At 39.8% G+C, this 21,753-nt stretch carries 18 protein-coding genes; 10 read left to right on the top strand and 8 right to left on the bottom strand.

Annotation, left to right across the window (positions count from 1 at the left end):
* Positions 1-451: 451 nt before the first annotated feature.
* The 3 genes from MSBR3_RS08170 (at position 452) to MSBR3_RS08160 (ending at position 6,845) form a co-directional block, all read left to right on the top strand.
* Positions 452-1,156, top strand: coding sequence for a DUF4430 domain-containing protein (locus MSBR3_RS08170; protein ID WP_196297031.1), 705 nt, complete (start codon positions 452-454; stop codon positions 1,154-1,156).
* Positions 1,157-2,023: 867 nt separating this feature from the next.
* On the top strand, positions 2,024-6,577 hold the full coding sequence (locus MSBR3_RS08165; RefSeq protein ID WP_230627976.1) for a PKD domain-containing protein: 4,554 nt from the start codon (positions 2,024-2,026) through the stop codon (positions 6,575-6,577).
* On the top strand, positions 6,570-6,845 hold the full coding sequence (locus MSBR3_RS08160) for a PKD domain-containing protein (RefSeq protein WP_048107481.1): 276 nt from the start codon (positions 6,570-6,572) through the stop codon (positions 6,843-6,845). Before MSBR3_RS08165 ends, MSBR3_RS08160 begins: the two co-directional genes overlap by 8 nt.
* Before the next feature lie 651 nt (positions 6,846-7,496).
* Here the strand turns inward: MSBR3_RS08160 and MSBR3_RS08155 are convergent.
* The 3 genes from MSBR3_RS08155 to MSBR3_RS08145 all read right to left on the bottom strand — a co-directional run bounded on the left by MSBR3_RS08155 (position 7,497) and on the right by MSBR3_RS08145 (position 11,073).
* Complete coding sequence (locus tag MSBR3_RS08155) at positions 7,497-8,045, bottom strand: cobalamin B12-binding domain-containing protein (RefSeq protein ID WP_048107480.1); 549 nt, start codon at positions 8,043-8,045, stop codon at positions 7,497-7,499.
* Between the two features lie 198 nt (positions 8,046-8,243).
* On the bottom strand, positions 8,244-10,145 hold the full coding sequence (locus MSBR3_RS08150; protein ID WP_048107479.1) for a right-handed parallel beta-helix repeat-containing protein: 1,902 nt from the start codon (positions 10,143-10,145) through the stop codon (positions 8,244-8,246).
* Between the two features lie 364 nt (positions 10,146-10,509).
* Entirely contained in the window at positions 10,510-11,073 is a 564-nt protein-coding gene (locus MSBR3_RS08145; protein WP_048107478.1) for a hypothetical protein, read from the bottom strand.
* Between the two features lie 919 nt (positions 11,074-11,992).
* On the opposite strand from MSBR3_RS08145, the gene MSBR3_RS08140 reads away from it, so the two are divergent.
* The 5 genes from MSBR3_RS08140 (at position 11,993) to MSBR3_RS08120 (ending at position 15,919) form a co-directional block, all read left to right on the top strand.
* Positions 11,993-12,700: an energy-coupling factor ABC transporter permease gene (locus tag MSBR3_RS08140; RefSeq protein WP_048107477.1), complete on the top strand. Its 708-nt coding sequence runs from the start codon at positions 11,993-11,995 to the stop codon at positions 12,698-12,700.
* A complete protein-coding gene (locus MSBR3_RS08135) occupies positions 12,697-13,038 on the top strand; it encodes an energy-coupling factor ABC transporter substrate-binding protein (protein ID WP_048107476.1) in 342 nt (113 codons plus the stop codon). Before MSBR3_RS08140 ends, MSBR3_RS08135 begins: the two co-directional genes overlap by 4 nt.
* Before the next feature lie 112 nt (positions 13,039-13,150).
* Positions 13,151-13,933 carry a cobalt ECF transporter T component CbiQ gene (gene cbiQ / locus MSBR3_RS08130; RefSeq protein ID WP_048107475.1) on the top strand — a complete coding sequence of 261 codons (783 nt, stop codon included), beginning with the start codon at positions 13,151-13,153 and terminating at the stop codon, positions 13,931-13,933.
* A gap of 11 nt (positions 13,934-13,944) precedes the next feature.
* Positions 13,945-15,306: an energy-coupling factor ABC transporter ATP-binding protein gene (locus MSBR3_RS08125; protein ID WP_048107474.1), complete on the top strand. Its 1,362-nt coding sequence runs from the start codon at positions 13,945-13,947 to the stop codon at positions 15,304-15,306.
* Positions 15,307-15,634: 328 nt separating this feature from the next.
* A complete protein-coding gene (locus MSBR3_RS08120) occupies positions 15,635-15,919 on the top strand; it encodes a DUF378 domain-containing protein (RefSeq protein ID WP_230627974.1) in 285 nt (94 codons plus the stop codon).
* 229 nt (positions 15,920-16,148) lie between these two features.
* Here MSBR3_RS08120 and MSBR3_RS08115 read toward each other — a convergent pair whose 3' ends face one another.
* From MSBR3_RS08115 to MSBR3_RS20190, 4 genes are all read right to left on the bottom strand, one after another.
* Positions 16,149-16,982, bottom strand: a complete 834-nt coding sequence (locus MSBR3_RS08115; RefSeq protein WP_048107473.1) for a TIM barrel protein — start codon at positions 16,980-16,982, stop codon at positions 16,149-16,151.
* A 14-nt stretch (positions 16,983-16,996) separates the two neighbouring features.
* Positions 16,997-17,329 carry a hypothetical protein gene (locus MSBR3_RS08110; RefSeq protein WP_048107472.1) on the bottom strand — a complete coding sequence of 111 codons (333 nt, stop codon included), beginning with the start codon at positions 17,327-17,329 and terminating at the stop codon, positions 16,997-16,999.
* 155 nt (positions 17,330-17,484) lie between these two features.
* Positions 17,485-17,970, bottom strand: a complete 486-nt coding sequence (locus tag MSBR3_RS08105) for a phosphopantetheine adenylyltransferase (protein WP_048107471.1) — start codon at positions 17,968-17,970, stop codon at positions 17,485-17,487.
* A 66-nt stretch (positions 17,971-18,036) separates the two neighbouring features.
* Positions 18,037-18,177, bottom strand: coding sequence for a hypothetical protein (locus tag MSBR3_RS20190; RefSeq protein ID WP_155396761.1), 141 nt, complete (start codon positions 18,175-18,177; stop codon positions 18,037-18,039).
* A 610-nt stretch (positions 18,178-18,787) separates the two neighbouring features.
* Here MSBR3_RS20190 and radA point away from each other — a divergent pair.
* Both radA and MSBR3_RS08095 read left to right on the top strand, forming a co-directional pair.
* Positions 18,788-19,765 (top strand): DNA repair and recombination protein RadA, encoded by a 978-nt coding sequence (radA, locus tag MSBR3_RS08100; RefSeq protein ID WP_048107470.1) that lies wholly within the window; start codon positions 18,788-18,790, stop codon positions 19,763-19,765.
* Positions 19,766-19,931: 166 nt separating this feature from the next.
* Positions 19,932-20,612, top strand: a complete 681-nt coding sequence (locus MSBR3_RS08095) for a phosphoglycolate phosphatase (protein WP_048107469.1) — start codon at positions 19,932-19,934, stop codon at positions 20,610-20,612.
* A gap of 116 nt (positions 20,613-20,728) precedes the next feature.
* Here the strand turns inward: MSBR3_RS08095 and MSBR3_RS08090 are convergent, their stop codons facing one another.
* Positions 20,729-21,733: a GNAT family N-acetyltransferase gene (locus MSBR3_RS08090; protein ID WP_048107468.1), complete on the bottom strand. Its 1,005-nt coding sequence runs from the start codon at positions 21,731-21,733 to the stop codon at positions 20,729-20,731.
* Positions 21,734-21,753: the final 20 nt, after the last annotated feature.

The raw sequence follows: 21,753 nt of genomic DNA, 5'->3' as shown, positions 1-21,753 counted from the left end.
TTTGCTAATTGATCATAATGCACCGATTTCTCTGTAAAGTCATACCTTTCAAAATGTTATTGGATAAAAAATTTCATATAAGTGGATCAATTCTCCATCGAACACACAAAAACTTGACTTCAAATTTACAGCAAATTTGCAATACTGCCTGATCGTACACGAAAATTTGACATTAAATTTACAAGAAATTAGGGGTATTGCCAAAAAAATATTGATGTATACTCTTTGAAAACTGCAATCAAAATAGTTTTACTCTTATTGCTAACACTTATGATCTAAATTAATGGAGTTATATATAAAAAATAGTAAATAAGTAAACATGTGTGGGTTGAAGTATAAGGATAAAACACTTAATGAGTTTTTTCTTTTGCCATGCATATATTTTGGAAGAGGAATAAATATGAAAAATAAAATAACATGTATATTCTTAATTGCACTTCTCAGTGCAATAATGATTGGTACGGCGGCAGCACAACCTGCTGAAATCTTTAATGGAACTGTCGAGTTGGAAGACGGTACATTTACTTTCGTTCCATCAAACAATCTTTCTGCCAGTTATCAGGTGGAGACCCTGACAGACCATGGTGTACTTGATGCGGCTTCAAGTGATGAGACAAGCGGATTCACATATAATGCATCTGACGAGTACTATGAGGACTATGGTTCTTTTTACCTTACTGATATTAACGGAGTACAAGATAATTATGGAGCAAGTACATCATGGTTTGTTTACATAAACGGTGAGCTTGCTCCACTGGGACTCAGTCAGAACGTAATTAAAGACGGTGATCAGGTTACATTCCTGTATGCTCCTTACGAATATACAGCTAATGAGGCCATTGTGGATACAGCAAATGCGTCATATATTGTTGATATAAAAGTAGAAGTTGAAGATGCATTAGCATCTATTGAAGATCTCCAGGGATACATTGATAATCTTAACACTCCCCCTCTAACAAAATGTATTCTTACAGCAAGCCTTGAAAGTGTAGTTTATTCACTGGAAAATGGCCGGGATCAGATAGCCATCATTAAACTCCAGTGCTTTAAGAATATTGTCCAAAGGCAGGAAAATAGGGGCAATCTTTCTTCCGAAGAAGCAGAATACATTATTAATGAAGCAGACAACGTTATTGAACTGATACAATCCTCCTGAAGGGGAGCCCCTTCTTAACTTTTTTGAAAAATAATCTGAACGTAATCATTTCATAAAGTAAGATCTTTTGATTCAGGCTTTTATTCTTTTTGAAACAAATATGGAAGTCATTATCCAAGAAGGTAATAATTATTAGCCGAAGATTTTTATTTGTAGAAATAGTAAACAAACTTAGTTAAATTGTATATAATTAATTTAATCAGGTAGTTCAGATAAACGTGGACTTTCAGAAGAAAAAATTACTCCAACATGGAGTTGCAACTTGTAGTCAGTAAAGACATAAAAATTCATACAACATCACCTTTATGTCAATATTTATTAGATTTATACTCAAAAAAGTTCAAATGGTGCCAGGGAAGTTAGAACTGATCCCTGTAGCGTTTAAATTTGTATATTGATGTCTGTAACTGAGTATAAGTGTCACAACCAAAATGAAAGTTCAGGAAATAGTAATTTTCGTCAGCATATATCAAATAACCTATAAAATCGGTTGCTCTGAGCACTTCAAAAGGTCCGAAGCCTGATCCGACCGCATCACAAAATATGAAATGCGGCCCGACTCTTCCGCCCAGACAATCGCTAACCCCATAAAAACATAGGAGGTCTTCAAAAAAACTACAATCACTTATTTTTTATACAGCTCTATGCCTGAAATTTTCCCCAAAAATTGGAAAGTCAGGCAAGTCCTTCAGCAAAAATTTTGATGAGTTATAAAAATTTTTACCTGAAAGGCTACATTTTTTCAAAAATAGAGCCGTATTTTTTGTATTCAGCTTTTTTCCGGATTTATAAATGCCGTTTCTTCTGTATAATCACCGAAAATTTACAAAGACAATATTTAAAACCGATTCTTAATGAGGTATAAAATTGATAAAGTACAAAGAATTGAAAATTAACAGGATTATATCCATAACGTTATTAGTTATAACATTTTTCAGCTTGTTTGAGGTTGTACCTTGTTTTGCAGCAGAGATCAGAATAGATCCAGCTGGTACAGCCGATAATTACACCGTCAATCTTACAGTTGCCAATTCAACAGGGAACGATTCCGAAGTAAACACTGACTATACCACGGTAAAAGAAGCAAGCTCTGAATCCGAATGGTTGGAGTTCCAGAAGGACAGCTCCAATAGCGGGTACACTTTTAGCTCTGCTCCAACCAGGGATCCAAAAATCATCTGGCAGAGCCTGACTTCTTCAAAACAGGAACCCTGTGGGAGCGGGGGTGTCAATGTCCCGCCACTGATTTCAGGAAACAAAATTTTCGTAACTTCAGGCAATGCCTCTGTCTGGGCTTTTAACAAAGATACCGGATCTCTTATCTGGTCAAAGGAACTTGGTGGTGGTCTGGTACAGACAGCGACTCCTGCTCTGGGAGATGGAAAACTCTTTGTCCCTACCCTTGAAGGAGATCTCTATGCTCTTGATCCAGAAACTGGAAATAAACTATGGAAAACACATGTAACAGACAGCAGCTTTGAGTGTCCCATTACCTATTATGACCATAAGCTATACATCGGAGACGGTCTTGAAGGAGGAAACGGGACTAAATACTACTACTGTTACGATGACAGCGGGAATTTAATCTGGAAGCACGAAAATACAAAAACTTCCGGCTTTATCTGGAGTGGGGCAGTAGTTGTTGGGAACTACCTGGTCTACCCTGTATTCGAAGGTAAACTGGTTTGTCTCGAAAAAGACACCGGTACCTTTGTAGATGAGGTTGATTTCAGTAAGAGTTCAGACGTATCCTTTGCACTAACAGATCCTGGAATGTTCAGAAGTTCTGTAACCTATGCTGACGGGGCCCTGTACACATCCTCCGAAAGAGGGCAGGAAAAAGGCTACTGTTTCAAAGTAGGTTTTAACCCTGACACAGGCCAGTTCCTTAACAGCGGTTGGGCAGCCTCAATAGGATTTTCAACCTCAACTCCGGTCGTATATAAAGGCAGGGTTTACGTGGGGCACGGTGAACACGGGGAATCCGGGTCCATGTTCTGCCTGAATGATTCCGATGGAGCGGTAATCTGGGAAACACCAGTCAGCGGAGGTATAAAGTCTTCTCCTGTTGTTTCAGTCAAAAATGGAAAACCTTATATTTATTTCACTGAAGCCATCGTCGACGGTTCTATTTACTGCCTGAATCCTGATGGAACTCTTGCCTGGCACTACAACCCACCTGCAGATTCTGCATATACCTTACAGGGTGCAGCTCTTTCCGAAGACAAGGTCTACTACGGAACTGATAACGGGTACCTGTACTGCATAGGACAGGGCGAAGCCCTTTCTCCGGTGGCAAACTTCAGTTCGGACAAACAGACAGGTTCCTTCCCATTGATTGTTTCCTTCAGGGATACGTCCTTCAACGCCAATAAATTCTTCTGGGATTTCGGAGACGGAAACACTTCAACCGAAGTAAATCCGGTTCATACCTATATCACAGCCGGAAACTATACCGTAACCCTCACCGCTAAAAACGAGAACGGTGAAGATACGAAAGTTGCCAAAGACTATATCTATGGAAACAAAGCACCAACTACCTGGCAGGTCAAAGATGGGGAGTCCATACAGGCAGCTATTAATGCAGCAAATTCAGGGGATATAATACAGGTTTATTCTGGAGAATATCCGGAAGTTTTGACCGTTAACAAGACTCTGACCCTTAAAGGTATCGGGGCCCCTGTCCTGAAAGCCTCGGGTTTCAAAGACGTTTCCGGCGTAACTATCAGCGCTGACAATGTGGAGTTCAGCGGTTTTAAAATCACAGGGACCGAAGAGATGTGCTTTGCGATCAGTATTTCGGCAGAAGGTACTCTGATAGAGGATAACCTGATCGATGACTGCGCTGAAGGTGTATGGTTAAAGGAGATTGGAAATACTCTTCTGAAAAATAACATCTCCAATTGCTGGGACTTTGCAGCCGTTCTTGATAGCACAGGAGGCAACAGGATCTACCAGAATACCTTCATTAACAACAACGGCAGGAAAATGGGAGGTTCAAGCGATCATATATCCGGAGGGTCAGGTTCATTCTTCCAGAGTTCCGAACCCGTTGAATATGTATGGAATGGAGCAAAACTGACAGGGTATATGGGTAATTACTACGATGACTATACCGGAAAAGATTCAAATGGAGATGGAATAGGGAATACGGCTTATACTGCTGATGCAGGAGCCGACAAGTATCCGCTAGTGCTTCCTTTCTCCAATTATGTTAAAGAACAGGAAAATGAAACTATCCCTGAGGACTCCTGGTTCCAGTTCCACGGGAAAGTAGACCATCTTGGCTATTCTGAAAGCGGGCCCAAAACAAACCGGACTGAATGGGTAAGTAAAGACATTGATGCTATTAGCAGTTCTTCCCCGGTAATTGCCGGAGGAAAAGTCTTTGTTATATGCGGTCCTGGATCAATGAGCGATAGCACAGACGATATTCCCCAGTTAGTTGCCCTTGACGAGTCTTCAGGAGACATAACCTGGAAAGTCAGCATTCCTGCAACCGTATACGGTTCCTGGGCCTCTCCTGCTTACGATAACGGCATGGTATTTACGGCCACTGGGCCTGAACTTGGCTGTTACAATGCAAAAACAGGAGAAAAACTCTGGAGCTTTGACGATACGCATGGATCTCAAGGTGTGGTCGGTAGTGGGCCTGCTATTGCTGACGGTAAGGTGATCTTCAACGATTGGGACGGAAGCCGTTATTACTGTCTTGATGAGTACACCGGAGATCTGCTCTGGAGTTTTAAAGTAAGAGGAGACGCTCAGTCAGTACCTGCCTATGCGGATGGGAAATTTTACCTGACAAGCTGGGAATACGGCTCTTCCTACCAAGGGCATGCTTACTGTGTGGATGCAACAACCGGAAAACAGCTATGGCACACTAATAATATCGTTGAGAGTTTATGCGGTTCTCCGGCTTACAAGGACGGCATCCTTTACCTGACAACTTACAGTTTCTATGGAAATGGAGATCTTCTTGCCTTAAACGCAGTTGACGGTAAGATAATCTGGAGACAGACCATTGAAAGATCAGATTCAACTCCTGCTTTTGCCTATGGAAATGTCTATGTTTGCGGAGGAGCAAGTGGCTATAGCAATTTGCAAACTTACTGCTTCAATGCGACTACAGGTTCACCTGTCTGGTCAACACCTTCAAAGACAACAGATAACGGAGGGATCGGAGGTTGGACTTGCTCGGTAGCTGTTGCAGATGGGCTCGTTTACGTGGGAAGCGAAGGATCTGGGTACTTCGGTTATGAAAACCTTTATGCTCTGGACGCTTTCACTGGTGATATTGTCTGGCATGCTCCCTATGCCGGTTCTTCTCCTGCACTTTCAGACGGGATGCTTTTCAGTATAGGAGGCGACCAGAAAGTCTATGCCTTCAAGGACTCTTCTATCTCACCGGTTGCAAATTTCACAGTCAATGTGACCAGTGGCACTGCTCCTCTTGACGTTCAGTTTACAGACGCTTCAACTGGCACCGTATCTTCGTATGCATGGGACTTCAATAATGATGGTAATGTAGACAGCTCCAAGCGGAACCCTTCGTATACTTACGGTACTGCAGGCACGTACACTGTAAACCTTACGGTAACCGGATCTGGTGGGAGTGATTCTGAAGTAAAAACCGGATACATTAAAGTTACTGGTTCATCTCCAGCAAAGCCAGTAGCTGCTTTTTCAGCCTCTCCTGCTTCAGGAAAAACGCCATTAACAGTTGCCTTTACTGACACAAGTACAGGAACACCGACTAAATGGAAATGGAGTTTTGGAGACGGGACAACTTCAACTCAGCAGAATCCAAAGCATAAGTATTCCAAAGCCGGAAAGTATACGGTGACACTTACAGTTACCAATGCTAAAGGCAGCAACACTGCAACAGAAACCGATTATATAAAAGTGATATCAAAACCTGCTGCAAACTTTACCGGCAGTGTTACGTCCGGAAAAGCGCCATTGAACGTTAAATTTACTGACACAAGTACAGGTACAGCTTCTGGATGGATCTGGGACTTTGGAGATGGGTCAAGGTCATTCGTCGAAAATCCAGTTCATAAGTATTCCAAGGCAGGAACATATACTGTTAGCTTAACAGTAAAGAATGCTGCAGGACGTGACACAGTAACAAAAACGGAATATATAAAAATCATATCAAAACCTGCTGCAAACTTCACCAGCAGTATTACGTCTGGAAAAGCACCATTGAACGTTAAATTTACTGATACAAGCACAGGTACAGCTTCTGGCTGGATCTGGGACTTTGGAGACGGATCAAAGTCATTTGTCGAGAATCCGACTCATAAGTATAGTAAAGCAGGAACATATACTGTTAACTTGACAGTAAAGAATGCTGCAGGACGTAACACGGTAACAAAAACCGACTATATAAAAGTTGTAACAAAAACAGTTGCTTAAGTTTTCTGCAGCTCCAATCTCTGAAAAAGCTCAGTTAACAGTAGGATTTACTGACTATAACAGAGTTTTCTACCGTATGAAATGGAGTTTTGGAGGCAGAACGAGTTCAAAAGAAACGAATTCAGAGCATCTGCATTTCAAGGGAGGAAAATATAAGGTCACATTTACAGTTACCAATGCTGTAAGCAGCAGTACGACAACAATAAATTACACAAAAGTAACTGCAAATACAAATCTGGGACATATTCTGAAAGTGAATAAGCCTTAGATTGAAAAACGATAAAAAATCAAGGTTAAAGGGTTGAGAAACCATAAATAAAACCTGGCAAAACAATCCTTTAGCCTTTTTTACCAGGTTGAAAACCAATTCCGTTTTGAAATTTCAATAGTTTTCCGCACAACTTTTGGTTTTGTAGAAACCTTATATTGTAAACTTACATTGTGAGTTTGTGAAACAATTTGATTTATAACAAATTAAGAGCTTCTTTCAACTTCAACACTGAGTGTATTAAAGTCAGTAATATATCTCAAACAAGTCAGTAACTTCTTTTTAATATGTTTACTTCAGGAATTACGCCATTAGCGGTTATCTAATCGTGTCTATGAATTCTTGTCTATGAATTCTTGTCCATGAATTCTTGTCTATGAATTCTTGTCCATGAATTCTTGTCCATGAATTCTTGTCCATGAATTCTTGTCCATGAATTCTTGTCCATGAATTCTTGTCCATGAATTCTTGTCCATGATTTATTGATCAAATATGAAAAACAAGTACACCTTCATTTTTGAAAACATATAAAAAGAGTCTTTTGATTACAATTTTCAATAACTTATTGACATAACCAAAGACTGGAAGGAAGGAAAACTCCTTCCTCTCAAAATCATCCCTACAAAGATTTTATAACTGGAAATTTATCCTTTAAGGATTTTTGCAACTGGCATTTTCATTGGCTGGAACACTGGCTTTCAGAGCGTTATTGTTACTTTTCAGTAAAGCCAATTTTGCTTTGGAAACGACATCTTCCGGGCCAGAAACATATATGTCGGTTCCTATCTGGTCAGCCCAGGCCTGAGTTACAAGCGATCCTCCTACACCTGTTATAACTTTATCACGGATACCTGCAGCCTTGAGCTGCTCTTCAATCTGGATCTGGTGGATCATTGTAGTGCTCATAGAGGCAAAACTGAACACAAAATCAGCTTTCTCTTCTTTTGCGCTTGCAGCAAAACTTTCAGCTGATACGCCGTTTCCAAGATCAATTACTTCAAAACCTTCATTCTCAAGCGCAGTAGCAACGCTATCTTTCACAAAAGTATGTGAATCCCCTTCAACAGTGCCGATTATGACAGTTCCGTTACTCTCATTCTCCTGTTTGCAAGAAGCTTCACCTGACACCGGAAAGACTAGTTGTGAAACAATTATACCCAGGATTAACAGAACCAATAAATTGAAATTTTTCCCGTACATGTTTTTATCTCCTTTCTTTATATAGGCTTTTTTCTCTTTTTTTATCCAGACTTACCTGTTCTTCTCTCACTTTTTCTCGCTTTTTCTCTCACTTTTTCTCGCTTTTTCTCGCTTTTTCTCTCACTTTTTCTCGCTTTTTCTCTCACTTTTTCTCGCTTCTTATCTCACTTTTTCTCACTTTTTCTCTCATTTTTTCTCTCACTTTTTTTCATCCTTATTTTCAGTTTTTTCTAGAGGTTTTTCGAATACAAGAGGGAGATAATCATAGTTCGTTTCCGTTATATTGTACGGCAGGTCCGCAATCATGTCTCCATCCTTATCCGAGGCTGTTTCTGAAAAGCCATCTCCTTTCGGAGAAGCCCAGAAATTTCCGCCCAGGTAAGGTCCTCCGACGATATTTTCACCTTCGGTTTTTGAAATGTTCCAGGTATTTGTTCCGTAATCTTCGGCATTTTTGCTGTTATTAAAATAGTTGTTATAGACGGTATTGTAATCCGAGTTTGTCCCATCGGTCCAGTTCAGGTTAAGAGATAATCCGACGTCATTCCCCGAAATACTGTTTCCTGAAATCGTATTGTTACTACAGCCTTCCGTAAATAATCCATAGGAGCTGGCTGTAATAGTATTATTGTTCAAAGTATTTTTCTCACTGGCTCCGTACAGGTAAATTCCTTCATAGGCTCCGGAAAGAGTATTTCCTTCCAGAGTGTTGTTGCAGCTTGTGTCCCCAAGGTCAATGCAACACCAGCTGCTCGAAGTAACTGTGTTTTCTTTGAGGATATTGTCTCTGCTGATATCACAGAGCCAGATACCTGCCATATTGTTCGAGGCATTGTTCTTTTCTGCAAGGCAGTTCCTGCAGTTGCTTAAGATGAAGGCATCACCTTCATTCGAATTGACTTCATTGCCCCTAAGAGTTACTACCGAACATTTCCCGAGGTAAACTCCATGTTCGTTGTTTGAAATATTATTTCCTTCAAGCTTTGAGTTTTGAGTATTGTACAGGTAAATTCCGAAACTGTTGTTTTCAAGGGTCAGGTCTTTCAGGGTAATATTTTCGCAGTTAATGCAATAGACAACTCCTGCATTTGAATCCGAATCAAGAGTCCGGTTAGAAACCCCTACAAGATAGTATATGAATTTTCCATCAACAGTGTTGCTGGTGTCAATTGTATTATTCATATCTCCAGTGTAGTGATAGGTATAAGCACCAAAATTCCTGTTATTTCCAGACATTGTGTTGTTTTTAAGCACATTGAAGCTTGAGTCGAGATAAATCCCCCACATATTTGAATTTACACGATTTCCTTCCAGAGTGCTTTCATTCGAGTTTCCGAGGTATATGCCGTACATCTCATTTGAGTCTGCAGTGTTGTTTTCGAGCAGGCTTTCTCCAGAGCCTGTAAGGTAGATCCCGTAAAAGTTGTTTGAAGTTTCCGAGTCAATAACTTGACATCCGGAAGAGTTTTCCATATAAATTCCCATTGCTCCGTTAAACGCGCAGTCATTTTGAAGGGTATTATTTTCGGACGCGTTCAAATAGAAACCGTAATGACGATTAGAATCTACTTTGTTGTTTTTTATAGAGTTTTGTCCTGAGCTTTCAAGCCAGATTCCATTGTCACTGTTAGACAAGTAATTGTTTTCCAGAGAGTTCTTACATGAATCTCTCAGTACAATACTTCTCCAGTTTCCTGAAATATAGTTATTGCTGATTTTGTTTTCCGAAACGCAGTCTAGGTACACTCCATATGTTAAATTCGTTCCTTTTAAAGTAAATCCACTGATATTCACGGAATCGGAAACCACATGAAACACAGGGTGTTCAGAGTCCAGAGCAGTAATGACTGTTTTATTAGGGCATGGATTATTGGCAATTATATCTAGAGATTTATTTACAAGTACATTTTCACAGTATCTTCCTTCACCGACGAGGATAACATCCCCTTCAGCAGCGGCATTTATGGCTTCCTGCAGGCTTCCGTATTCTCCCGTACCTCCTCCTTCCTTCACACAGAGAGTAGCTGCAGACGCAGAGTTTGATATAAGGATTAACAGTACAAAAACAGCAGTTAATATGAATATTCTCTTCTCTTTCAAAAGTTATCATCTTCCTATATAAATTCATGTTAGTTTCCGCTCATGAGTTCTAGAAGGATGCCGGGAGAGTCTTCTACTCGAAAAGTCTGAGGTTTGAATGAATTCCAGGGATAAGTTATTAAAAGTCTATTTGCAGAGGAATTCATCAAAATCTGCGCCCAGCTATTCCAAAAAGGTGAGTTTCAATAGGTTCTTAGCGGATTTAAAAAAGAATTTAGATATTATTATTTAAGTCTGATTATTTGGGTAATAAATGTTATCTTTCCCAGTAAGTTTCTATTATAGCCAGAATTACACTGGTGTTTACTGAAGTAAGTTACGGATTATCTGGCTGAAATAAAGTAAATAATTTTTTATTATAAGTTCAATAGTTTTCAACTTTTACAACGCTTTCATTAAAAGAAGTAAATAACCCAAGGACACGACCTTCTGTTACAAGGTATATCAATAGATCTTCTGCATTATCGAGTCCGTCTCCTTCAGTGCTCATGTTATTGTAGTAGTTGCAGATCGGGTCATCAAAAGAACCGTTAGAATCATAAGCAAAATAAGAAGGCGTATCTGAGGATTGAATTGCCATAAGTGAGGTTCCATTATCAGAAGCTGCTTTGAAACTTTTATCCATTGAAGCATATACGGATTTATCAAGCATTTGGCAGAGGATTACATCCTGCGTCTCCAAGAATCCATTCTTTCCTGCTGCAAGCAGCTCATCACTTGCATCATATGTGGTGAAATTATATGCAGGGATATATGTGTATTCTATAAATTCGTTGTACAAATTTTTTTGGCTGGCTAACTCCAGGGCATCACTTGGCGAAAATGAAATATAAGTTACGTTTATCTTATTTTCTTCTGCCAGTACGCCTGGTGAAAATACCAGAAAAAGCAACGTGCTTAAGAATAAGAAGTAAATCGTTTTATGCATGTCATCCCTCATCTAATATGCCGCAAATCCTAGAACTTTACATATGAATAAATATAGTTACTTCTACTGTTTTTATAGTCGATACGTTATGTGCTAGCAGTAAAATATCCTGCAGATAACTCCAATAACCTGTTTTGTGCCGTTACGTACCTCTATCCTGTACAGTATATCATGAATCAAGACGCACTCTGAGTGAAAAATAACCCATATGTCTGATTTACCAATTTGTTTTGAAATATTTATTCTTAGGAATTCACATAGAAGCAGTTATCGAGTTTTAAAATGAGATTAAATACTCTTGATTCTGATTCTTAATTTCAAAATCAGAAACTTCTAAAACTAATAGACCAATGATTCTGCAGAATATCTTAAACACTTGGAGAATAGAGAATTAAATAAATAAAATACGGTTTTTGGCTCATGATTATTAGCTATTTAAGTAAAAACTTCTTTTTTTGAATTCCGGATGAGTTCAGCCCGATGATGCCACCACGACAATAACCCTGAAAACATCAGCACCAGAGATGCAGGTGTTGTGCTTCGATTCTAAAATTAACTCCTTATCCTGGAGAAATATATGATCTTTGGGCTTATTAAAAAGTCAAGTTTTATAAACTTATATCGGAGTCGCAGTACTGAATTGCATAAATCGAAAGAAATAAATATATTCTTGAATCTTTGCATATCACTGCTTCAAGTTAGCTTGTTCTGCTTTAAATCTCTTATTACCTTCCAAATATTATTACATTTAAATTTAGCTTATAAGTGCTCACGCCCCTCTTTTTCTGTCACCGCAACTTATATATATAAATCAACGCAATTTAACTTGTCTTTATCTCAATAATATTTACTTGATATTACCCATTTACTTTATTTACTGTATTTGCTCTTATATATCTTCATTATTTATGGTGATCCAATGCATATAATGGAAGGGTTTTTACCTGCTATTTGGTGTATAGTGTGGTTTGCAATATCAATACCAGTTATTGCATTAGGTATTTACAAACTGAACAAGTTAGTGAAAGAAAAACGAGAAATTTTACCTTTACTTGCCGTTGCAGGTGCATTTATTTTCGTACTTTCTTCACTGAAAATGCCTTCGGTTACCGGAAGCTGTTCTCACCCTACAGGAACAGGCATTGGTGCAATTATGTTTGGGCCTGCTATTACTGCGGTTCTCTCAACAATTGTACTTATCTATCAAGCTCTCTTCCTTGCACATGGTGGCTTGACAACCCTGGGGGCAAATGTCTTCTCTATGGGCATTGTGGGTCCGGTAGTGTCGTACCTTATCTATAAGGCTGGAATGAAGGCCAAACTTAACTTCTATTTAGTTGTATTTCTGGCTGCGACCTTTGGAGACTGGGCTACTTATATTGTAACTTCTACCGAGCTTGCTCTTGCATTTCCTGCAGGAGACGTACTTTCCGTTGCAGGTTTCCTCAGTTCGTTCAGCAAGTTTGTTGCAATCTTCGCAATTACCCAGGTGCCCCTGGCAATAATAGAAGGTGCTGTCAGTGCTTTGCTCTTCAAATATGTAATTGAGGTAAAAAGTGATATCCTTGTTGAAATGAAGGTACTTGAAGATTCCGTTGTCCGAAAGATCAGGGGGCTTTCTGCATGAGTAGAAAACTGGAGCTTATTGTACTTGCTATCCTCCTTATATTTGTAGCTCAGTTTATTTACATATCTTCGACCACAAATGCCGAATATGGCGGAGCTGACGACAAACCTGAGGGTGTTATTGAGGAAATTACAGGCGGGACTTACAAACCTATAGCAGAGCCTATCTGGGAACCTCCAAGCGGCGAAATTGAAAGCTTGCTTTTTGCTCTGCAGGCAGCCATAGGTGCAGGAGTTATCGGATACTTCTTTGGCTATTACAGGGCCAAAAAAAACTATGAAAATAAGCTAGGATACAAAGGAAAAAGTAAATCCGAGGGTGACAGACACTCTCTATAATCTTTTCTTCCACCATGTTTGTTTCCTCCCTCAATGGGAGGAAAGTTTTTATCTTTTGCTTTTTATTTTTAATATCCATTTTTAGTCTCATTCACCAATCTGTGGGTTCCCTATGACCAATATTCTTGATGACTACGCCCTTATGAGCCCTTTAAGGCATAGAAACAACTGGTTAAAACTGACAATAGTCCTTTTCGGGCTACTTGTCGGAGTTTCTTCCACATCTCCGTTTCCTCCTCTTTTCATAGCCCTATGTATGAGCTTTACATCAGTTGCTCTCGGCCGAGCTCCTTTAAAATTGTACCTGAAACTTTTGCTTGCACCGGTAGGTTTTGCAGTAGTTGGTATCCTTATAATTGCCTTTTTCTCAGGTTCGGGGCAGGAATTAATGTCCTTCAAACTTATGGGGTATCCCCTAACGGTAAGGAAAGACGGGCTTGAACTTGCCCTTCTCGTACTTGCAAGATCGATCAGCGGTATGTGCTGCCTCTATTTCCTGGCGCTGACAACACCGATGATCGAGCTTTTTGCAGTGCTTAAAGCTTCCAGGCTTCCTGAGGTTTTTATAGAACTCTCCATGTTGATTTACCGTTATATCTTCGTCTTTCTTGACATGGCACTTGCTATCAGGTATGCCCAGAGTGTAAGGCTAGGGTACTCGAGTTTCAGACGGTCTATTCATTCACTGGGTATGCTTGCGAGTACTCTTTTCGTCCGCTCCTGGGAACAGGGAGACAAACTCTTTCTTGCCATGAATTCAAGATGTTATGATGGAAAAATGGCTCTTTTCGAAGTGCACAGGCCTGTAGGAGCCCTTGAACTGCTTCTTACTTCAGCCTATTTTTTCCTTACTTTTGCACTTCTTTATCTAACAAAAAACGTATCTATTGTCTGAGGTAAAAGATTATGATTATTCTTGAAGCCAGGGATCTTAAATATATTTACCCTGACGGAACAGTGGCTGTTCAGGATCTGAATCTTGAAATTAAAAAAGGAAAAAAGGTTGCTTTTGTAGGACAGAATGGTTCAGGTAAGTCTACACTTTTCCTGCTTTTAAACGGGACGCTTAAACCAGCTCAGGGAGATGTTCTTTTTCACGGCGTTCCATTCAAGTATGATTCAAAGTCATTAAGGGACATCAGGAAATCCATAGGAATAGTTTTTCAAAACTCCGATGACCAGATATTTGCCCCCACGGTATACCAGGATGTAGCTTTCGGGCCAGCGAACCTGGGTTATTCAAAAGAAAGGGTAGACTCATGCGTGCAGAAAGCTCTTGAGCAGGTAGGACTCTCTCGCTTGAAGGACAAACCTCCCCATCACCTCAGCGGAGGGCAGAAAAAGCGAGTTGCAATTGCCGGAATTATGGCGATGGAGCCTGAAGTGATTATCCTTGACGAACCTCTCTCAAACCTGGATCCTGTTGGCGCCGATGAAATAATGGATTTGCTTAACGAATTTAACCAGTTTGGGAGCACTATTATTATCTCTACGCATGATGTGGACCTTGCATATCGCTGGTCCGACTATGTGTTCCTCCTGTCAAACAGCAAAATCATAGGACAGGGCACACCGGCGGAGGTTTTCAAAGAACCCGAACTCCTCAAAAAAGCGGGACTCCGTCAGCCTACCACCCTTGAGATCTACCATGAAATCGAAAGGAGGGGGCTTGCATCTGGTGATAATTCCCCAAAAACCATACCCGAACTTGTCAATACTTTAAAACCTATTGATCTTATATGGGTTGATGTCCCTCCAGGAGTCAAAGAAGGAGACAATCTGAACTTAGGGATTATGTACGGGCAATATGCGACTCACTCTCCTTATGAGGCTGTTAACGCTACCGTACTGCATATTCATCCAGACGGAAGGGCTATTGTTGAGTTAAAACGTAAGGGAATCAAAGCCGGTGGAATCCTGATTTATGATACTGACAACTATTCCCTGTCAGAATTAAAACAAATCCTTAAGGAAGGAGAAATTATTTTTGTTGGAGCAATGGGTAAGAAAAGTAAAATTCTTGCTGAACAGGACGGAATCAGGTTGGATATTTCCTCAGGTGTTATAGACAAAACTATCCTGACAGCACTTTGTGGAAAACGTTGCCTTATCCTTACAGCTGGCGGGATGGTAGACCATGCCTTTAAGAGAATAAAGGAATATGTGGAAACAAGCGGAATAGAGTTTACCGTTGGAGTTGTTAACCGAGACGAAGGCTGTGAATGGCTCGAAGAGACAGGTGACAGCCATGAAACGCTTAAAGTGTGAGTAAACAAAGGCTCTTTGCTTTCTAGTGGGTATTTGCTAACTTCCTCATATTGGCAATACTCCTTATAGGCTATGTAAACAGTTATCCTCCGATGAGAAGAAGTTAATTAACCAGCTTATTTTGAGTACGCTTCAATCAATGGGTATATAGAAATTCATTCTTTTTACACCAGATATCCGGGTTAAGGAATAGATTCATAACATTTTAGCTCCAACATTGTGTTTACTAGAGCAAGTAACTGGATCATCTGAAAGTCTGGAATCTTCCAGTCAGAAAAAATGATCTGTTTTTTGTGAATGCTCTATTTCAATGGGGAGGTTTGGAAAGATGCATAAAATGCATAATATACCGGATAATCTGTATGTTCCGTCTAAGCTGTTAACGATTGTAGGAGCTCTTAACTGGGGTCTTGTAGGGCTACTGAACTTTAATCTGGTAGCAGCTATATTTGGGAAGAGATCCTTAATCTCACGGTTGATCTACACTCTTGTGGGCCTGGCTGGTGTCTACCTGGTGATTAAACACAAAGAAAAGTATTTAGCAAAGCACAGGAAGTCAAAGGGCGAGCACGAGTATAGTGGTAAACAATACAGTTGGAGCGGAATTCAATAAAATATGGGAATTGCCGTTGCTTTGTATTTGTTAAGAATGCGTCTTTAAACATTACTTAACTATATGTGCTTGCAACGCCAAGTACATATTAATCTCTTTTTACCTGTAAGTTTTTATCTAAAGGCTTTAAGCAAAAAATAAAAATTTTGTGTTAATTTTATCCGGAATTTTGATATATCTTTTTGGTTTATGAGCGCCCAGGAAATTTTAAAAAGATATAAAATCAAAATTATATCTCGTTATAAAGCTTTCTCAGCATAAGCGCGTCTTCTTCAAGAATAGGGCTCTCAAGTATTACTCTTCCTTGAGCTTTGAATTCTTTTAAGACTTTCATAAGTTCGGGATAATTTAAGTCAGATTCTTTTAAAGTTAGGTGTCTCTTTTCTCCGTTCGTGCCGTATTCGACTCCTGAGATATGCATGTGCATATTCGAAAGCCCTTGTTTTCCAAGGCTTTCTTCCACTCTTGATAGAATTTCCGTAAACTCGGAGTAAGAGTTTTCTTTACCTTCTCTTGCGTGCAGATGGCAAAAATCAAGGCAAGGCATAACGCCTTCAATTTCGGCACTCAATGCAAGCACTTCTTCAAGCGTTCCGAACTGCGTACGCTTACCCATAGTTTCAGGACGCAGGACTGCCTGGATTCCTTCGTCCCTGAGTTGTCCGGTAAGCTCTTTCAGGGCTTTTGATATATTCTCAAAGGTGTGCTTTTTGGTACTTTTCTGGTAAAATCCGGCATGCAGTACAATCGATTCGGCTCCGCAGAGGCTGCCTACTTTTGCTGCCTCGTAAATCCTTTCCAGGCTAGCTTTTAATTTTTCTTCTTCATAAGAATTCAGGTTGATGTAATAGGGGGCATGGACACTCAGGGCTACTTCTTCTTTATTTGCAGTTTCCAGAACGTTTTTCGCCCCTTTTTCGCCCATGCGCACTCCCTGGACAAACTCAAGCTCCATACAATCAAGGCCAAGCTCCCTGATCCGTTTGATTCCTGATATGCTGCTTGTTCCTTTTGTGCTTCTCGGAACTCCTCCGGTTCCGAAAAGCAGATCTTTCGAGGTCATTTTTAACTATCCTATCAGAAAATTCCCACAAAGTCCTTTAGCTGCTTTGCCCTCTCAGGGGACAGCTTTTCGGTAACAACTGTAACTAGCTCTTCAAAATCTTCGTCCAGGGACTGAACATCCTCCTTTCCTTCAAGGGCAAGCCCTACAAGATAATCAAGTTCTTCGGGGTTTAGCCTCTCCAGTCTTTTTCTAAAATCTTCAGAAGATTCTGCAAACTTATGTGAGACCGGTCGCAGGATAAAGGGAAACTGGTGTCCTGCTTCCCTGGAAGTTATACTTCCTCTGGCTTCAGGAGCAAGCTTGTTAAAAATCTCAATGTCCTTCTGTGTAAATTCTCTGGGCATATTATCACTTCATAGTTCTGTCCTGACTTAGTTCTGTCCTGACTTAGTTCTGTCCTGACTTAGTTCTGTCCTGACTTATAGCTAATTTAATATAATCGTAATGGAGAGTCTAACTGTTTAATAGTAGTAAATACTTAATGCTCAGTTCTTGGTGCTCAGTTCTTAGTGTTACAATGCTTAATGTTCTTTTTCAGTTTACCATGCCTGTCAATCTCTCCGTTTGCAATCCTTGTCGAGGAGATCGGGCTTCCATCTTCAGCCATTACATATTCAACGTATTCAATTTTAAGGGGCTTCTTTCCTTTTTCTTCCCTGATACGGTTCATCTTGAGAGCGACCGGATAAGTCTCAGGAGAGACAATTATGTAATCGAAGTCCTCTTCGAGAGCAGGGCCGTAAGGATCATTCAGCTTTGTGATTTCATATCTGTCATCCGGAATTCCCATTTCTTTTATGTACTGCAGCAGCAAGGTTCTCCTTTTCTCATAATTATCGACGCTGTGACTTTTGCTTAGCATCTCGTCCGAGGTAAGTCCTATGTGGACTTTTCCATCCTTTGCTATTTCAAATGCTTTTTCAATCAGTTTGGCGTGACCGTCATGAAAATACTGAAACGTACCGCCGACTGCGACCTTTGGCATGATTGGTGATAATCCACCAAGTAAAAAGAATTTTTGGTTTTTTTCCGGTATTTTGGGAATTTTTGCTCACTCTCTTTCTTTTCTTCTTTTTTCTACTTTCCTTCTTTTGTCTTCTTTTTTCTTTTCTTCTTTTTTTCCTCTCTTTTCTCTTCTCATTTTCTTCTCATTTAAGGCTCCACCATTTTTGCAGGTTTCCTTATTTTTCAACAACATTAGGTAAAAAATATCTATTTTGTAAAAAATCTGTTTAACTCAGTTTAAATTTGATTTAATGGAATGCCAATAATTTTAACTATGGTACTTTTTAGTTATGTAATAAGGAAAAATGCCCTATTCAAATTTTCAACACATAATTAATATTTATATATTTATTCAATTTGTAAAAAAAGATCACATAAAGTACTAATTTATCAATAGTATATAGCATTAATTAACCTTTTATCACTAAATTATATGTTCATCTATATTTTGCGTTGTTACTTAAAGGTACTAAGTGCAATTTTTTGATTAAATAAGCCATTTTAAACTATTTTTTCGCTTTTAATGCCTTTTCATCAATTTTGACAAAACCTAATTTCTTCTTTTTTCTTTTCTCTTCTTTTTCCTCTGTTTTGCGCTAGTTTTTTAAATGTAAGTGCTAGAAAAACCTTCTTCTTTTTCTCCTCTATTTGCCAGGTTTCCCGGCAATATAACCGTGTTTCAGAGGCGGTGTAAAACACTTTCACCTCGCTTCCTCTAGTTATTTATACCTTCAAAACCATTGTGGAGCAACTGTTATGCACCTTATACAAACATGTGCATCTTAGGAGAATTTGTAATGAGCGAAATAGCACTCGAAGAGCTGCCCGGAGTTGGCCCTGCAACCGCAGAAAAACTCAAAGAAGCTGGATTTAATACTATTGAAGCAGTGGCTGTTGCCTCTCCTTCTGAACTTGCAACTACAGCCGAAATCGGGGAATCAACGGCTGCAAAAATCATCAATGCCGCAAGGCAAGCTGCTGATATAGGAGGTTTTGAGACCGGCGACATCGTGCTTGAAAGGCGGAAAATGGTAGGCAAGCTGACGACCGGTTGTACCGAATTTGATGAAATGATGGGTGGGGGCATAGAAACCCAGGCAATTACCGAACTGTACGGAGAATTCGGCTCAGGAAAGACCCAACTGGCCCACCAGCTTGCAGTTAATGTCCAGATGGACAGGGAACATGGAGGGCTTAACGGTTCGGTTATCATTATAGACACTGAAAACACTTTCAGACCTGAAAGGATTGCCCAGATGGTAAAAGGGCTTTCCGAGAAATACGGCATGGAACTTGATCCAGAAGAGTTCCTCCAGAATATCCATGTCGCCAGAGCATACAATTCCAATCACCAGATCCTTCTTGTCGAATCTGCAACAGATCTTGCAAACGAGCTTCGGGATATGGGAAAGCCCGTTCGTCTGCTGATTGTTGACTCGCTTATGGCTCACTTCAGGGCTGAATATGTGGGAAGGGGAACCCTTGCTGACCGGCAGCAAAAACTCAACAAGCACATGCACGGCCTGCTCCGCTTCGGGGACTTATTCAATGCCTGCGTGGTTGTAACAAATCAGGTAATGGCAAAACCCGATGCTTTCTTCGGTGATCCCACAAGACCTGTCGGAGGCCACGTAGTCGGACACACAGCAACTTTCAGGCTATACCTGAGGAAATCCAAAGGAGACAAAAGAATTATACGTCTGGTGGACTCTCCCAACCTGCCAGAAGGAGAAGCTGTTATCGCAGTCACTACAGCCGGACTCACAGACCAGTGAAATGTAGCTGTGAAATAGCTGTGAAATACAGTAAAAGTAAGAAGCAAGCGTATCAAGAAGTAAGCGTATAAAGAAGAAAGTGTCATTGAAGTAAACAATACGTAAATGATAGGCATATTCAAAGCGGGTAGGGAAACATTTTATCTACCCTTACCCAATCTTTTTTATGAAATTCAAAGCTATCGTTGCCGACATTGACGGTACAATCACCTGCGAGAAAAGGGAACTTCATCTGGGGGCCATGAAAAAGATTCGTTCTCTTAAAATTCCTGTCGTGCTTGCTACAGGAAATACTCTGTGTTATGCAAGGACAGCCTCAAGGCTTATCGGCCTGGAAGGAGCTGTAATCGCAGAAAACGGAGGGGCTGTTACTGTTCGCTTCGATTTGCAGGGCACTTTTGAAGAAAGCCTTGAGGAATGTGAGAAAGCCTATTCTTTTCTTTCCGAATATTTCAAGCTCACCAAACTTGACCCTTTATACCGAAAAACCGAGATTGCCCTCAGAAGGGACTTTGATCTCGAAAAAGCCAGAGCTCTTCTCAAAACCCAGAGTCTGGACATCGAAATGGTTGATACGAAATATGCCATCCATCTCAAGAGCACGAAAATTAACAAAGGGGTCGGCCTCCAGAAACTTGCAGGCATGATGGGGCTTGAAGCTGAAGATTTCGTAGCTATAGGAGATTCGGAAAACGACGTAGAGATGTTTGAAGCTTCAGGCTTTGGAATTGCTGTCGCAAACGGAGACGAAAAGATAAAAGAGGCTGCCAATTACGTGACAGATGCCTCATTTGGTGATGGAACCGTAGAAGCTATTGAATTTCTTGAATCTAATGGCTGGATTTAAAAAGTTTCGAAAAAATTAATATTAGTTCGATCCCTCTGTTCTGGTATTCCGGCTCCACTGCTATTGGTGCAAACACGCTAAAACAGGATGATTTTATTTCCATCTTTATTTTGGAATTAACTTATTGAAATTCTCTCATCAATCCGTCTAACCATGCTATATGCATAAGGAATAAAATGCTTATTCCAAAACCTGCTTCCCGTAATATTTATGGATTCGAAATCTACTCCGCAAAGATTATATCCGTTTTTTAAAAGCCACTCCTGTACTGCTCCCAATAGCATAGTTCCTATACCTGCTTTTCTTTCACTCTCCAGAACGTATGCACCGGTTATGTTCATAATGTCTATATGTTCCGAAACAAAAGTTTCAGCATCTGGTTGAATTCTTATATACCCCAAAGGTTTTTCATCTTGATAAGCTGCCCATAAATGATGGTTAGCTTTTTTAAGCCAATCAGTTAAATCTTGAACCGGGTCCTCATTTATTCTGGGCATGAAAATAGGTGAGTTTCTGTAATACATGTTATGCTGTCTATGAATATTTGCTAAAGCTGGTACATCAAGCTCATTGGCTTTTTTAATTACAATTTTAGAGGGATTATTTTCAGGGGAAGAGTTATTTTCAGGAGAAAGATTTTTTCCAGGAATGTTTTTTGATTCACAAATAGAGTCTACACAGCGCAGGCCAAATCCCTGCCAAAACCATAAATCAATAGTTTCTCTGTCATGTGCAAAAAATGTTAATGCGTGGGTAAAAAATGCTTGTTTTACCCATTTTTCAGCTACATGCATATATAACTCCTGATAAATCATGCTTCTACATTCTTTTTTCCCGCCATGCCCATATAGAGGACTATAAATTCCTTTACATTTCCCGAACAGTTCTTCAACTTCAAATCCGGCGATAAACCCGATTAGTTCCTCATTTCTGACAGCAACAATGCCTGTTCCATTGTTAAATAAGTTCTTAATTAACTTTCTGAGAAAATATAAGTGTTCATCTTTGTATGGCAAAAAAGGAATCGCTGTTTTTTCTTCTATATATGCAGATATAATTAAATCCGCTGCTGCATTCACATATTTTTTATTTAACTGATCGAATTGAATTTCAAGTTTCATGCTTCACCTCTATCGTTTCT

Origin of the sequence: Methanosarcina barkeri 3 (assembly GCF_000970305.1) — an archaeon.
In the GTDB taxonomy this organism is placed as follows: Archaea; Halobacteriota; Methanosarcinia; order Methanosarcinales; family Methanosarcinaceae; genus Methanosarcina; species Methanosarcina barkeri_A.
Note: the sequence above shows the minus strand (reverse complement) of the source record. Positions and strands in the feature narration are given on the sequence as shown.